Annotated in this window: 10 protein-coding genes and 1 pseudogene; 7 read left to right on the plus strand and 4 right to left on the minus strand. The window is 74.5% G+C overall.

Translation table 11 applies throughout. From position 1 onward, the window contains the following. Positions 1-104 precede the first annotated feature (104 nt). A complete protein-coding gene (locus tag AC3CH1_RS16125; RefSeq protein WP_488463583.1) occupies positions 105-1,223 on the minus strand; it encodes a L,D-transpeptidase family protein in 1,119 nt (372 codons plus the stop codon). Positions 1,224-1,464: 241 nt separating this feature from the next. Here AC3CH1_RS16125 and leuE point away from each other — a divergent pair, with 241 nt between their 5' ends. Then, positions 1,465-2,175 carry a leucine efflux protein LeuE gene (gene leuE, locus AC3CH1_RS16130; protein WP_488463584.1) on the plus strand — a complete coding sequence of 237 codons (711 nt, stop codon included), beginning with the start codon at positions 1,465-1,467 and terminating at the stop codon, positions 2,173-2,175. Positions 2,176-2,183: 8 nt separating this feature from the next. Here the strand turns inward: leuE and AC3CH1_RS16135 are convergent, their stop codons facing one another. Next, on the minus strand, positions 2,184-2,645 hold the full coding sequence (locus AC3CH1_RS16135; RefSeq protein WP_488463585.1) for a MarR family winged helix-turn-helix transcriptional regulator: 462 nt from the start codon (positions 2,643-2,645) through the stop codon (positions 2,184-2,186). A 206-nt stretch (positions 2,646-2,851) separates the two neighbouring features. On the opposite strand from AC3CH1_RS16135, the gene AC3CH1_RS16140 reads away from it, so the two are divergent. The 5 genes and pseudogenes from AC3CH1_RS16140 (at position 2,852) to AC3CH1_RS16160 (ending at position 10,129) form a co-directional block, all read left to right on the plus strand. Continuing rightward, a complete protein-coding gene (locus AC3CH1_RS16140) occupies positions 2,852-3,817 on the plus strand; it encodes a glycosyltransferase family 2 protein (protein ID WP_488463586.1) in 966 nt (321 codons plus the stop codon). A 3-nt stretch (positions 3,818-3,820) separates the two neighbouring features. Continuing rightward, positions 3,821-5,203, plus strand: a complete 1,383-nt coding sequence (locus AC3CH1_RS16145; RefSeq protein WP_488463587.1) for a polysialyltransferase family glycosyltransferase — start codon at positions 3,821-3,823, stop codon at positions 5,201-5,203. Between the two features lie 71 nt (positions 5,204-5,274). Next, positions 5,275-6,616 (plus strand): annotated as a pseudogene (locus AC3CH1_RS16150) (hypothetical protein). Further along, entirely contained in the window at positions 6,613-8,985 is a 2,373-nt protein-coding gene (locus tag AC3CH1_RS16155) for a polysaccharide pyruvyl transferase family protein (RefSeq protein WP_488463588.1), read from the plus strand. The pseudogene AC3CH1_RS16150 and the gene AC3CH1_RS16155 overlap by 4 nt, the downstream one beginning before the upstream one ends. A gap of 58 nt (positions 8,986-9,043) precedes the next feature. Continuing rightward, positions 9,044-10,129, plus strand: a complete 1,086-nt coding sequence (locus tag AC3CH1_RS16160) for an acyltransferase (protein WP_488463589.1) — start codon at positions 9,044-9,046, stop codon at positions 10,127-10,129. A gap of 159 nt (positions 10,130-10,288) precedes the next feature. Here AC3CH1_RS16160 and AC3CH1_RS16165 read toward each other — a convergent pair whose 3' ends face one another. Then, positions 10,289-11,623 (minus strand): polysialyltransferase family glycosyltransferase, encoded by a 1,335-nt coding sequence (locus AC3CH1_RS16165; protein ID WP_488463590.1) that lies wholly within the window; start codon positions 11,621-11,623, stop codon positions 10,289-10,291. Then, positions 11,620-12,603, minus strand: a complete 984-nt coding sequence (locus tag AC3CH1_RS16170) for a glycosyltransferase family 2 protein (protein ID WP_488463591.1) — start codon at positions 12,601-12,603, stop codon at positions 11,620-11,622. Before AC3CH1_RS16170 ends, AC3CH1_RS16165 begins: the two co-directional genes overlap by 4 nt. A 207-nt stretch (positions 12,604-12,810) precedes the next feature. Between AC3CH1_RS16170 and AC3CH1_RS16175 the strand changes: the two genes are divergently transcribed. Next, positions 12,811-14,193, plus strand: a complete 1,383-nt coding sequence (locus AC3CH1_RS16175; protein WP_488463592.1) for a DUF6716 putative glycosyltransferase — start codon at positions 12,811-12,813, stop codon at positions 14,191-14,193. Positions 14,194-14,241: the final 48 nt, after the last annotated feature.

Below are 14,241 nucleotides of genomic sequence, written 5' to 3' on the forward strand. Positions count from 1 at the left end.
GCATCGGCGCGGGCGGGACACGTTCCCCCGGTCCCGCCCGCGCCCTCTCCTCCTCGCCCGCCGTACGCCGGATCACCGGCAGGCAGCGCGCCATCCGTTCCGGATCACCAGGAGACGACGACCTTGTCGCCGTTCTTCACCTGGTCGAACAGGGCCGCGACCTTCTTCTTGTCCCGCACGTTGACGCAGCCGTGCGAGGCGCCGCCGTAGCCGTTGGCCGCGAAGTCGGCGGAGTAGTGGACCGCCTGGCCGCCGCTGAAGAACAGGGCGTACGGCATCGGGGTGTCGTAGAGCGTCGACACGTGGTCGCGGGACTTCCAGAACACCTCGAACACGCCCTCCCGGGTGGGCGTGTACTCCGAGCCGAAGCGCACGTCCATCGCGGAGACGACCCTGCCGTCGTTCATCCACGCCAGGGTCCGGCTCTTCTTGCTGATGCACAGGACCCGGCCCTTCAGGCACCGTTCGTCCGGCGCGGCCACCCGCCGCTCGGTCGGCGGGTCCAGCTCCGCGGCCGTCGGCACCCGGGTCATGGCCAGCAGCCGCTGCCAGGTGACCGCGTCGGTGCTTCCGGTGACCGGCAGCCGCCGCTTGGCCTGAAAGGAGCGTACGGAGTCGGCGGTGACGGAGCCGTAGTAGCCGGTGGGATTCCGCCCGAAGTGGGCGATCTGGCGGAGCCGGGCCTGGAGTTCCCGCACCTGGTCGCTCTCGGACCCCGTACGCATCAGGACGCGCGGCGGCGGTGCGGAGCTCGTCTTCGGGGCCGGCCTGGCCCTCGTCGGGGCCGGGGCCGGGGCGGCGGTGGACGCCGACGGGCTGGGTGCGGTGCGCGGCTTCGCGTCCTCGGTCGTGGGGGCGGGGGCCGTGAGGAAGGGGCTCGGCGTCGGCGCGGCCGCCTGCGTGGCGCGCACCGGCGGCGGCACCTCCTGCGCCCCTTCGGCGGTCCCCGGCTCGCATCCCGTCGCGAGGGCCGCCAGCGCGACGAGGGAGGCGGCGGCGACGCGGCGCCCCCGGATCCTTCCGCCCGCACACCGCTCGGCGGCTACGTCCGGTCCCGGCCCCGGCCCCGGCCCCGGCCCCGGTCCCGGTCCCGACCCCGGTCCCGGTCCCGACCCTGGTCCCGGTCCCGGCCCGGGTCCCGGTCCTGCGACCGCTTCGGACGGCCGCGTCCCGCCCGGGTCGCTCGCTCCCCGGCCGTCCCACCCGCTGTACGTGTCCGCCATGCTCGGTCCCCCCTGGTTCACCGCCCGCCCGGCGCCTCCTGTACGGAATTCCCGCCCGGCCCGGTCACCGAATCCTCCGTCGGACCCCGGCCGCGCGTCCAGCCCCCCGAGGGGTTGCCCGGCCGATCATGGCCGGGTCCGCCCGCACGGCGCGCTTGTCTCCCGGGTGCGGCCGGACCGCCGATAGCGCCTGGTGAAAGCCCCTGGACGACACCCCGTACAGGCGTGCGAGACTCCGTCCATGCTGGGTGTCACCGATCTTCCGACCTATCTCGCCGGTCTGGCGCTGATCGTCCTTCTGCCGGGGCCGAACTCGCTGTACGTGCTCTCCGTCGCCGCCCGTCGCGGCGTGCGCACCGGCTACGCGGCCGCCGCGGGCGTCTGGACCGGGGACGCCATCTTGATGACGCTCTCCGCGCTCGGCGCCGCGTCCCTGCTCCAGACCACGCCCCTGCTCTTCGCGATCGTCAAGTACGCGGGCGCGGCCTATCTGACCTGGATGGCTATCGGGATGCTGCGGGCGGCCGTGTCGCTGTGGCGCGAGCGGCACCGGCGCACCGCCGAACTGGCGGAGACCGTGGACGCCGCCGGGGCCGCCGGCGCGGCTGCGTCGGCCGGGGCTTCCGGGGCTTCCGGGGCGACGGCCCCCGTGGAGAGGCCCTACCGCCGGGCCCTGGTGGTCAGCCTGATCAACCCGAAGGCGATCCTGTTCCTGATCTCCTTCTTCGTCCAGTTCGTCGATCCGACCTATGCCTACCCGGCGCTGTCGTTCCTGGTGCTCGGCACGCTCCTCCAGCTCGCCAGCTTCGCGTACCTCTCCGTGCTGATCTTCGGCGGCACCCGCCTGGCCGCCGCCTTCCGCCGCCGTAAACGACTGTCGGCGGGGGCCACCTCCGCGGCGGGCGTCCTGTTCCTCGGGTTCGCGGCCAAGCTCTCGTTCAGCAGCGTGTAGCTCCGGCCTCACTGGTGCCAGGCCTTCCCCCCGACGTTGTGGATCATCCGCTGGAGCACTTTCAGCGCGGCGACGAACTCCGCCTCGGGGATGCCCTCGTGGATCTCCGCGCTCGCCCGGGTGACCCGGGCGAGCGCCTTCTCACGCAGCGCCCGCCCCTCGGGGGTCATCCGCAGCCGGGCCACGGTGTCCTCGGAGACCAGCCCCCGTTCGAGGAGGCTCTCCACGGCCTCCTCCATGCCGTCCGCCCCGGTGTCGAGGTAGCCGCTGAGCATGGTGACCAGCTCGGCCCGGTCCCGCCCCTCCTCGTCCGCACCGTCCAGTTGGTTGAGCACCCACCAGGGAGGCTGGGTGAGTCCGTATTCGGCCAGCGCCGAGCGGATGTGGGTGACCGTCGCCTCGTGCGCGGCCCAGCTCCAGTAGCCGATCGGCTGGCGGGCGAGTCCTGCGTCGTCGTGTGAGTAGTTCATGCCTCAGAACGTAGAACCTCAAGCAAAGTTGAGGTCAAGCCCCGTTGTCCGGCGTTCTCCGGCGCGCGTGCCCGGAACGTTCTCCGGCGCGCGTGGCCGGTCATTCCGCGGACGCGCAGAGTTCACCCGCTGTCGTGGCGGGCGTCACCCGATCCTCCCGCCGTCTCACTAGGTTGTCGGGACCATGATCGAAGGCGAGGGCACGCGTGCCGAAACTGTCCGTTGTCGTACCGCTCCACAATGTCGCGGCCTACGCTCCGACCACGCTGGGCAGCCTGGCCCGCAACGCGGACCCGGACATCGAGTTCCTGCTGGTCGATGACGCGTCCACCGACGGCACGCAGGACATCGTCGACCACTGGGCCGAGCGGCTGCCGCGCACCCGGGTGATCAGACACGGTACGAACGTCGGCATCGCGGCCGCCCGCAACAGCGGCATCGACGCCGCGGAGGGCGACTACCTCACCTTCCTCGACGGCGACGACTGGTACGCCCCCGGCCATCTGGACCGGCTGGTGCGCGCCGCCCAGGACCTCGACTGCGACTTCGCCCGCACCGACCACGTCCAGTCCACCGGCACCACCCGCGTCGTGCGGCGCGCCCCCGCGCCCCTCCGGGACACCCTGCTCGACCCCCGCGACGGGATCGGGGTGCCCGAGCGCGAGACCATGGTCGACTACCCGTTCGTCTGGGCCGGCATCTACCACCGGCGGCTCTTCGCGGACGGCGCCCAGCGCTTCGCCACCGAACTGCGCACCGCCGAGGACCGGCTGTGGATCTGGCAGCTCCATCTGCGCGCCCGCACCTACGCGGCGCTCGGGCTGTACGGCATCTTCTACCGGCGCGGGGTCACCACCTCCCTGACCCAGATCAAGGACGCCCGCCAACTCGACTTCTTCCCCGCCTACGACACGCTGCTCGACCAGCTGCGCGCGGACCGGGACGCGAAGACCCTGCTGCCCAAGGCCGTCCGCACCTACTGCGCGATGATCGCCTTCCACAACGAGAAGGCCGACGACTACGAGCCCGCCACCGCCCGGCGGCTGCGCTCCGAGTCGGCCGCCGCACTGCACCGGATGCCGCAGGACGTGCTCGACCGCACCCTGACGATGATCGACGACAAGCGCGGCACGCTCCTCAGCCGTCTGCGCGCCAAGCAGAAGGCCGCCTGACCGATGTCCGTACCCACGCCCGTACCCACCTCCGTACGTACGCCCCCGCGCACCCAGATCTTCCAGGTGTCCACCCTGTACGGGGCGGCCACCCTCGCCGCCGCGCTCGACGCCGGACAGTTCGGCCGGGCCACCGACAGCCACCGGATCCTGCTGGTCTCCAACAACGCGGCCGTCCCCGAAACGGCCCTGCGCCTGGAGGAGATGCGCGGCTACGGCTCCCTCGCCGCCCGCTTCGACGCCGTCGTCGACTGGAACGAGGCGATCAGCCCGCACCACCCCAGCGGCTGGGGCCCCCGCTCCGAGGAGACCGTCCTGTGGCAGCGGGCCTTCCGCCTGGCCTGGGACATCGCCCCCGACGCCCCCGTGGACCTGGCCGTCGAGTCCATCCAGGTCAACCCGGGCCGCGCGCTGGCCGCGATCTTCTCCGAGAGCGCCGTCCACGTCTACGCCGACGGCCTGATGAGCTACGGCCCCACCCGCAACCGGCTGCCGCAGTCCATCGCCTGCCGCATCCGGCGCGTCCTCCACCTCGACCTGGTCACCGGGCTGCGCCCGCTCCTCCTCGCCGAGGCCGGCGTCGAACCCGAGCTCGTCCCCGACGACGCCTTCCGCACCGTCCTCGCCGAGATCGCCGCCGCGGCCGACGGGGACAAGCAGCTCGCCGCCGCCGAGGCCGCCGTACCCACCGCGATGCTGCTCGGCCAGTACCTCGCCGCCCTCAACATCCTCACCGTGGAGGAGGAAGAGGACCTGCACGTGCGGATGTTGCGCGGGGCCGCCCGCGCCGGGCACACCTCCATCCTCTTCAAGCCGCACCCCACCGCCCCGGCCGGCTACTCCCGCGCCCTGGACGAGGCCGCCGCCGCGGCCGGCGTACGGCTCACCACCCTGGACGGCCCGCTGCTCGCCGAGACGCTGTACGAGCGGTGCGCGCCCACCCTGGTCGTCGGCTGCTTCTCCACCGCGATGTTCACCGCCGCCGCCTACTACGGCATCCCCGTCGCCCGCGTCGGCACCCGCCTGGTCCTCGACCGCATCACCCCGTACGAGAACAGCAACCGCGTCCCGCTGACGATCACCGACCACCTCGTCCCCGACCTGGACGCGCACGGCGCCGGGGCTGTCCCCCTGCTACCGCGCACGGCCCCGGACACCCTCGCCCCGCTGGTGAGGACCGTCGGCTACTGCATGCAGGCCAAGCTCAACCCCGGGCTGCGCCCCGACGCCGAGGCCTGGCTGCGGGAACGGCTCGACCCCACGACCCAGCACTACTTCAAACGCCGCCGCCTCCAGAGCCTCACCCTCCCCGGCGGCGGCCCCCGGGGAGCCGCGGTCCGGGTGCGCCGCACCGTGCGGCGCACCCGCAGCACCCTGGGCCTCTGACCCGGGGCCGGGGCGCGGACCCGGGTCGGTGTCCGACCCCACAGCCCGACTCACAGAACGGCGGAACGAGCATGGGCCAGACCCTCACCGGGCTGCTCACGTCAGTACGTGCGATAGCGGGACGGCCCGGCACACCGGCCCCGGGCGCCCGGCGGCGGACCGGACCCGGCGCTCCTGGCCGCCCTGCGGCTCTGCGGCGACCACCTCGCCGCCCTCGCCGCCACCGGCCCCCTCACCGACGTCCGCCACACCCGGCTCATCGCGTCGATCGGCGCCCTGACCACCGCGTGCTCCACTCCGGGCGCCGACGCCTTCGACGCGCTGCTGCGCACCGGACAACACGCCCTGGACAGCGGGGGCGAGGCCGAGGCACGCCTCGCCCTGGCCCTGGCCGACGAGGCGACCGCCGTGCGCGCCCGCTCCAAGGGCGCGTGGCGGCTGCGCGGCAACGCGCTGGACGCGCTCGGCCGGGGCGAGGAGGCCATCGCCGCGTACGAACGCCACCTCGCGCTCCAGCAGAACGCCGCCGCCTCCCGCGACGTCGAACGCCGGATCGTCACCCTCCGCGCCGCCGGGGACCGCGTCGACGAGGCGTTGACGCTGTTCCGGGAGACGGCGGGGGCCAAAACGGACGCGTCCCGCGCCGCGGCCCGCCTGTCGCGGCACCTTCCCGCCGCCGAGGCCCGCGCCGCCTTCACCGACCTCGTCCGGCTCCGTACCGCCGAACACGGGGCCGGGGACCCGATGGTGCGCCGGCTCGCCGCGCTCTACGCCGAGCACCGCCGGCTCTCCGACCGCGACCCGATGGCCGACCCGCTGCTGGGCGGGGCCGAGCCCATCGGCGTACCCGGTCTGCGCCGGCTCGTCGCGGGCCGCACGGTGTGCCTGGTCGCCGACACCCCGCGCACCGCCGAGCAGGAGCGGCGACCCGGCAGCCCGATGGCCGCCCTGATCCACGGCTACGACCTCGTCGTGCGCTGCGACGAGGTACGCCACACCGCCCCCGCCGCCCGCACCGATCTGCACGCCTGCACCCTGCGCGGCGACACCCCGTGGAAGGGCCCCCGCTGGGACCGGCGGGCGGGTGTCCGGCTGGTCTTCGGCGACCCGCTCCCGCACTGGCGGCTCGCCCTGCGCGGCCGGCTCGTCCCCGGCGCCCAGGACCGCGTCGGCGACGCCACGCTGCGCCGCCCGCTGTACGACCCGGCGTTGCTCGGCGAGGAGCCCGGCGGCGCGGGACCCGCGAGCACCGCGTACACCGTGCTGCGGCTCCTCGACTTCCTGGGCACCCCGGCCCGGGTGGACCTCATCGGGTTCGAAGGACCGGCGGCCCTGTCCCCGCGCGAACGGGAATGGGTCGGGACACGGGCCGCGAACACGGACGACACCGCGGTGAGGATCACCCTGAGATGACGACGAACGACTCCACGCCCGGGTCCGAGACCGGCCCCGCAACGAGCGCTGCGGCCACGGAGACCGCCGCCGACGACGACCGCCGCGCCGTCACCGGGAAGCGCCGGATCGCCTTCGCCGTGTACGTCGCCGACGCGGACGAACTGCCCGGGCTCCACGCCCTCCTGCGCAGCCTCGCGCTGAGCGACCCGGCCCTCTGCGAGGACGTCGTCGTCCCGCACCCCGGCCTGCCGGACGCCGCCTTCGACGCCGCGCGCCGACTGCACCCCCGGCTGATCCCGCGCCCGGCCGAGGGACGCGACGACGTGTTCCGCCTCGACGGGTACGACACGGTGATCGCCCTCACCCCCGCCATGGTCGCCCTCGGCCGGCTCGGCGCCCTGCTGAGGCTCCGTACGGGCGTGGCCGCCGTGCCGCGCCCCGGACCCGACGGCGCCCCGGACCCGCGCGGCGGCGTCCCCGACGACGGACTGATGGTGATCCAGCGCCAGGACCTCGGTCCGGTGCCGCCCGGGGCGAAGGACATCCCGGCAGGCCTCCTCGTACCCCTCGTACCCCTGGACTCCCGCGACGACTTCCCGGCGCGGCGGCTCCACGACGGCCTGCCGGTCCCCGAGGACGTCGTCGTCCTGAACTTCGCGGGCGTTCCCGCGACCCGTACCGGCTTCGCCCCCGCCCGGGCGGCCAGGGCGCGCTTCGACCTGGACGACGAGGCGTTCCGGGCCGCCTTCCTCGCCCTGCCCGGCCCCAAGCACCCCGATCTGCTGCTGCACCTCGCGCTCCCGTTCCCCTCCGGGTCCCGGCCGCCGATCGACCTGGTCCGGCAGCTCGCCGAGATCCACCGGGGACGCGGCCGGCACGACGAGGCCGTCGCCCTGCTGGGAGAGGCCGTCGCGGGCCGCCCCGACCTGCCGCGCTGCCACGAGACGCTCGGCGTCTGCCTGATGGCGCTGTCCCGGTACGAGGAGGCCGAGACACACCTGCTGCTGGCGACCGCCTCCCCGGACTTCGCACCCCGCGCCTTCGGCCAACTGGCCCGACTGGCCTGGCTGCTGGGCCGCACCGAGGATGCCCGCGGCTATGCGCTCGCAGGTCTGGAAACCGACCCGACCGACGCCAACTGCCGTGCCTGGTACGCCCGTACGGCCGCCTTGGCCGCAGTCGAACGCGAGCCCGTCCGTACGCGGCCCGCTGAACAGCTCGCCCACGTCGCCCTGTTCGCCGACGGGGAGGAGAACGCGGGCGACAAGGTGCTGCCCGAAGCGGTCCGCAGCTGCTTCACCGCCGACACCGGCCCGGACCGCTGGCACCAGCAGCACGCGCACCTACTGGTCGACGAGGCCTCCCTCGAACGCCTGAACGCCCGGCGGGCGGTGATCGTGGGCGGCGGCGGACTCTTCCTCCCCGACACCGCGCCCAACGGCAACAGCGGCTGGCAGTGGAACATCCCCGACGACGTCCTCGCCCGGATCACCGCCCCGCTGGCGGTCTTCGCCGTCGGCTACAACGTCTTCGACGGCCAGCGCTACCGCCGCGACCGGTTCGCGGCCTCCCTGCGGGCCCTGGTCGAGCGGTCCGCGTTCTTCGGGCTGCGCAACCACGGCTCCGTCGCCCGGGTCAGGGAACTGCTGCCCGAGTCGCTGCGCGAGAAGGTGCGCTACCAGCCCTGCCCCACCACGGTCGCCCGCCACCTCGACCCCCGCCTCGCCGAACCGGCCGCGCGCGAGGACACCGTGCTCGTCAACTGCGCCTACGACCGGGCCGGGCTCCGCTTCGGCCACGACTACGGGCACTTCCTCGCCGAGATGGCCGCCGCGATCCGGGCCGTGTCCGCGTCGGCCGAGGTCCGTTACGCCGCGCACATGCCCGCCGACGAACGCTTCGTCGACGACCTGCGCCGGGAGCACGGCCTCACGCTCCCCGTGGAGCCCCTGTACCTGCTCTCCAACGACGCCATGCGGGACCTCTACCGGCGCACCCGGCTGGTGATCGGGATGCGCGGGCACGCCGGGATGATCCCCTTCGGCTGCGGCACCCCGGTCATCAGCCTGGTCTCGCACCCCAAACTCGCCTACTTCCTGGCCGACATCGACCGGCCCGACTGGGGCGTCTCCGTCCACGAGCGCGCCCTCGGAACCAGGCTCGCGGAACGGGCCCGCGCGGTCCTGGCCGACCACCCGGCGGCGGTGGCCGACGTCCACGACCGGCAGGACCTGCTCTGGTCGGTGACCCGGGACAACCTCGCCCGGCTGCGTGAACTCACCGGCCTGCCCGACCCGTTCGGCGACCCGGGCGCGGGCCACGCGGTTCCCGCGCCCAGGCCCGCCGCCGACCGGGACCACACCGCCCGCCCCGGGGGCCGGGCGTGACGCCCGGTCCCACCCCGTCCGTAGCCCTGCTGCGCGCCCCGTCCACCCCCTGAGGACCATGCCGACCACACCCCCCGCCCCCGCCCCCGCCCCGGCGCCGACGGTTCCGGAGACGCCCCGTCCCGTCCGCGAGCACCGCTACGACATCGACCTGATCCGGCTGCTCTGCTCGGTCGGTGTGATCGGCCTGCACGCCGGATCGGCCTTCGTGAACGCCGTGGGCCGGACCGCGTCCCAGGGGGCCGGCACCTACTGGGCCGGGCTGACCGCCGACTCCGTCGGCCGCTTCGCCGTGCCTCTCTTCTTCGCCATCGCCGGCTGGGTGGTCCTGGTCGGGGCCCCGCCGAAGGACGGCGCGCGGCTGCGGCGGCGCATCGTGCGGATCGTGGTGCCCCTCGCCGTCTGGACGGCGCTCTACCTCGCCTGGGGCAGGCTGCGCGGAACCAACGACGACCCGGTGGGCGAACTGGCGCTGGACTCCGTGTTCGCCTCGGTCCGCCCCGCCTACCACCTCTGGTACCTCTACGCCTACCTCCCCGTGATCATGGTCCTGGGCCTGGTCGTGCTGGTCAGGTCGGGCAAGCGGCCCTGGGGCCTCGGCGCGGCCCTGCTGGTCCTGGCGTCCGCACCGTCGCTCTTCGGCGACCTGGCCGAGGCCACCGGACGCGAACTGCCCCGCTTCGGCTGGGCGTTCGGGCCGTACCAGCTGATCTACGCGGTGCTCGGGGCGCTGCTGCTCGCCGCTCCGGCCGGGACGTTCGGCCGGAGGCGGCTCCCGTGGCTGCTGCTCGCGGCGGCCGGACTGGCCGGGGTGATCGCGTACCAGCACGAGGTGCACTACGCGATCCCGTACGCCCACGTCCTGGTGGCCCTGTTCAGCTGCGGCGTCCTGATCTCCCTGCACGGTCTGCGCGTCCCGGAGGGGCTGCGCCCCGCCCTGACCCGGCTGGCCGACGCGTCGTTCGGGGCCTACCTGGTGCACGTGCTCGTGCTCGGCGTCCTCACCGACGCCTTCGTCCGGGCGGACCTGGGCGGCCCGGCCGCCGCCGCGCTCGTGGTCGGGATCACGGTGGCCACGACGGCCGTGTCGTTCGGCGCGGCCATGCTGTGGGGCCGCGCGGGCGCGAGCAAGGTGCTGGGCTGACCGCCCCGCGCGCGCCTGCCGCGCTCACCGGGAGGGCCCCTGGCCGCTCAGCGGCTCCTCAGCCCCGGCCGCCCCGCGCGCCTGCCGCGCTTACCGGGAGGGGCCCCTGGCCGCCCAACCGCTGCTCAGCCCCGGCCGCTCCGCAACGCCAACCGCTCCTCAGCCCCGGCCGCTCCGCAACGCCCTGGCCCGCCGGGCCACCCGGCGCAGGGCCGGACTGCTCCGCAGGAACGCCAGCCGGGCCGGGACCACGCCGGGAAGCGCGAGCGAGGCCAGGCGGCGGCGCTTGAAGTAGCGCCAGGTGCGGTCGTCCAGGTGCGTGGAGAGATAGCGCTCGGCTGCCGGACGCAGATCGGGGCGGACCCTCGGCCGCATCGCGAATGCGACGGCCGCGAGCAGACCGTCCAACTCCGCACCCGTCCAGGGCGGCTGCGCGGCGACCGTCTCCGCGTCACCGATCCCCGGCAGCAGGGCGTCGGCGAGCGTCGCCGGTATCCGCTCGGCGTTCTCGTACGGGGCCAGACGCTCCAGGAGCAGCCCCGTGCCGACGGCCGCCACCGGGAGGCCGTGGAACCGGGCCGCCCCGAACAGGGCGGCCGAGGTGCACCCGACGACCAGCGCGGGCCGCAGCCGGTGCAGCAGCACATCGGCCACGACGGGCCGCACGGTGTCCAGCACGGTCAGCTCGACGCCCAGCCGGTCCGCCTCGGCGCGCAGCGCCGCCGGGTCCTCCCACGGCGCGTACGGGTCCGGCGCGAACACCAGCCGGCGGTGGCCGAGGGCCGCGGCCCCGCGCACCATCTCCAGCCGCAGCCCCGCCTCCTCGGCCACCGTGATGAGCCCGGCCCCGGCGAGGTCCTGCCCGAGCAGCAGCGCGGGCGCCTCGGCGGCGGGCAACCCCACCTCCGCGTCCGCCAGTTCACCGACGACCTTGGTGATCGCCTCGGCCGGCACGGTCCGCTGCTCCACCCCGTACTCGCCCAGCAACAACAGGCGCGCCCCGGGAACCAGGTCCGGATGGAGCAGCCGCCGCACCCGGACCCCGGTCAGCGGGGGGATCTTCTCCCCGGTCGGGCCGTAGCCGCCGGGCCCCTCCGCGTACACATCGACGGGGACACCGGCGAAGACCTGGGTGAGGGCGCGGGCGGGACCGGCGTGCGGGGAGTCCACGACCAGCTCCAGCTCCTCGTCGCCGAGACCCCAGGCGCGCCGGAAGTGGCGCTCCCACAGTGGGGCGTCGTCGGCCCGGGGGTTCCAGCCGTCCGGGTGGAAGGGGGAGATCGCGTCGTTCCAGGAGAGGACCTCGTCGAACCGGGCGCGCAGCCGCTCGAAACCGGCGGTCTCCGAGACATCGGCGACGGCCTCCGGGGCCGGCCCCGTCCGGGACAGCAGCAGGATCCGGCGGTCGGGCTCGGTGAAGCAGCCCGCGTCGACGGCCGCGGCGAGCAGCACCGTCGCGGCGGGCGAGGAGGCGTGGAAGATCCGGATGGTCATGCGGCCGAGGCCCCCTTCGCGGCGACCGCGCGGCGGCGCAGCCTGCGCACCCGGGTCGCTCGTGTCACGTCCATGGCGTCGAGAGCCTCGTCCAGCAGCGGCTGCGGCAGGCGCCCCAGGGCGTCCGCGCCGCGCGACTTCAGTTCGCGGGCCACTGGCGGTTCGAATTTGTCGAGGGAGCCCAGATGGTGGGCGATGACCGAGCAGTAGGTGCGTACGGCCTTCGGCAGCAAAGCGTCCGCGTCACGGTCGGCGGCCGTCTCGGCGATCACCTGGTCGAAAGCGCGCAGGAAATCGAGTTGGCGTACATCGCCGATCTGGGTCAGCGACGTGGCCACCCCGCGCCGGTAGAAATGGCTGAGCATGCCCAGGGCGGCGAAGGATTCCGCCTCCCGGTGCAGCCGCCAGATCCACGGCCGGTCCTCGGCCGTGCGCAGCCCGTCGGTGAAGTGCAGCAGCCCGCGGTCCAGCAGCCGCCGGTGGTAGAGGCCCGCCCAGGCGAACGCGTAGTCCACCGACGTGGTGCGGTGGGCGGGCAGGATCGCGGCCCGGGGGTCGCTCACCACCCCGTGCGGCCCGTGCGGCACCCGGCGAATCGTCCGCGACTTCCCGTTCGCCTGGACGTGGTCGGTGCGCACGAAGTCGCAGCCCAGCGCCTCGGTCCGGGCCACCAGCCGCTCGTAGTGCCCGGGGGCCAGCCAGTCGTCGCCGTCCAGGAAGGCGATGTACTCGCCGCGGGCGGCCTCCAGACCGGTGTTGCGCGCGGTCGCCAGACCGCCGTTCACCTCGTGCCGCAGAACCACGGCCCCGGGGATCTCGTCGGCGGCCCGGCGCAGCAGCCGGGGTGTCCCGTCGGTCGAACAGTCGTCGACGAGAAGGAACTCGAAGTCCTCGCGGGCGTTGGCCCGCAGACTTCTGAGCGTGTCGGGCGCGTAGGCCCGCACGTTGAAGAACGGCACGATGACGGAGAGCTTAACCACGCGCATCACGTTAGGTGCGGCTCCGGCCCTTTCCTTTTCCGCCATGCGCCCAGAAGGTGAACAACGCCCGTCCCTCAGGTGAACTACCTTTTCCTGGACCGGAATTGGGGGTCTATTCGGGCCCGCCCCCAAGCGTCGGCTCGCTGTTAACCATCTGTTGCCATCACGTTGGGCCGCGCATCGAAATGCCTTCCTAACTTCTAGGACGTGCCCCCACGTACCAGCAATGAGGCCGAACCGGCCGAAACCCCCGCCGCGCCCCGACCGGCGCTGCGGGTCGCCGTCCTCGCCGACTCCGACACCCGGTGGAAATGGGGCGCGCTCACCGCGCGCCGCCTGACCGCCGGGACGGACGGCCCGGACGCCCGGCCCGTCGAGGTCAGCGGGCTGCTGCTGCGCGGCCGGGCCACCCCGACGCCCCGCCAACTCGCGGAGGTCGGCGAGGTCGGGATCGACGCCGGGCGGGTCCGCGAGGTCACCGCCGTCGAGTTCCTGCACACCGTGCGCGACGAGGGGTACGACCTCGTCGTCCTCGCCCTCGTCGGCGGCGGCGTCCAGGCCATGCTGCACGGCCTCGCCGCCCTCGACCTGCCGCGCCGCCCCGTCGTCGTCACCGGATACGTCGGCGTCGTCTACGAGAAGCTCGCCGACGGGCTCCTCCTCCGCCACGGCGCGGACGTCGTCCTCGCCAACTCGGCCCACGACGCGGAGCGCTTCCGCGCGGTGTACGAGGGAGTGGGCGCCGACGCCTCGGCCGTCACGGAGGCCGCCCTCCCCTTCCTGGGCGGAGCCCCGTACCGCCCCGAAGAGGGCCGCGACACGGTGGTGTTCGCCGCCCAGCCCTCCGTGCCGGCCTCCCGCGCCGACCGTACGTACCTGCTGCGCAGGCTCGTCGAGCACGCCCGGCTGCACCCGCGCCGCGAGGTGCTGCTGAAGCTGCGCTCCAAGCCCGGCGAGCACACCACGCACATCGAGGAACTGCCCTACCAGAAGCTCGCGCAGAGGCTGCCCGGCGGCCTGCCGCCCAACTTCCGCCTGGTGTACGGGCACATGGGCGAGGTACTGGACCGCACCGACCTCCTGGTCACCGTCTCCTCGACGGCCGCGCTGGAGTCCCTGCACCGCCGTATCCCGACCGCGGTCCTCACCGACCTCGGCGTCCGCGAGACGCTCGGCAACCACCACTTCGTCGGCTCCGGGCTCCTCACCTCCTGGGACCGGCTCGACGGCGGGGTCCGGCCCCGGCCCGACGGGGCGTGGCTGGCCGGCCAGGGCGTCGCCGCCGACGGCTCGTACGGCACCGCCTACGACACCGCCCGCGCCAAGGTCACCGCCCTCCTCGCCACCGGCCAACTCCCGCCGCCGGCGCCCTACTACACACCCGCCACCGCTCCCGGCTACCTCCCCGGCATCCTCGGCCGCCACCACCTGGCCCCCGACGGCACGCCCCTCCCCGGGGCCGCCGCACCACAGGAGCCCGGCCGGGTCCGGGGCGCGGTGCGCGAAACCGTCCGCAACGCGGCCCGGGGCGCCTACCGCCAGGGCGTCCAGCGCGTCGCCCCCGTGATCCGCCGGATGGGGGAGCTGTGACCTCGCCCGAGGGAGCCCCCGGGGCCTCGGGGCCCACGACTCCAGGAG

The organism is Streptomyces sp. MGP-P1 (genome assembly GCF_057766565.1).

Coding starts and splice junctions, on each gene's coding strand:
- AC3CH1_RS16135 (WP_488463585.1), bottom strand. CDS start 2,645: ATGAACTACTCACACGACGACGCAGGACTCGCCCGCCAGCCGATCGGC.
- leuE (WP_488463584.1), top strand. CDS start 1,465: ATGCTGGGTGTCACCGATCTTCCGACCTATCTCGCCGGTCTGGCGCTG.
- AC3CH1_RS16125 (WP_488463583.1), bottom strand. CDS start 1,223: ATGGCGGACACGTACAGCGGGTGGGACGGCCGGGGAGCGAGCGACCCG.
- AC3CH1_RS16160 (WP_488463589.1), top strand. CDS start 9,044: ATGCCGACCACACCCCCCGCCCCCGCCCCCGCCCCGGCGCCGACGGTT.
- AC3CH1_RS16155 (WP_488463588.1), top strand. CDS start 6,613: ATGACGACGAACGACTCCACGCCCGGGTCCGAGACCGGCCCCGCAACG.
- AC3CH1_RS16145 (WP_488463587.1), top strand. CDS start 3,821: ATGTCCGTACCCACGCCCGTACCCACCTCCGTACGTACGCCCCCGCGC.
- AC3CH1_RS16165 (WP_488463590.1), bottom strand. CDS start 11,623: ATGACCATCCGGATCTTCCACGCCTCCTCGCCCGCCGCGACGGTGCTG.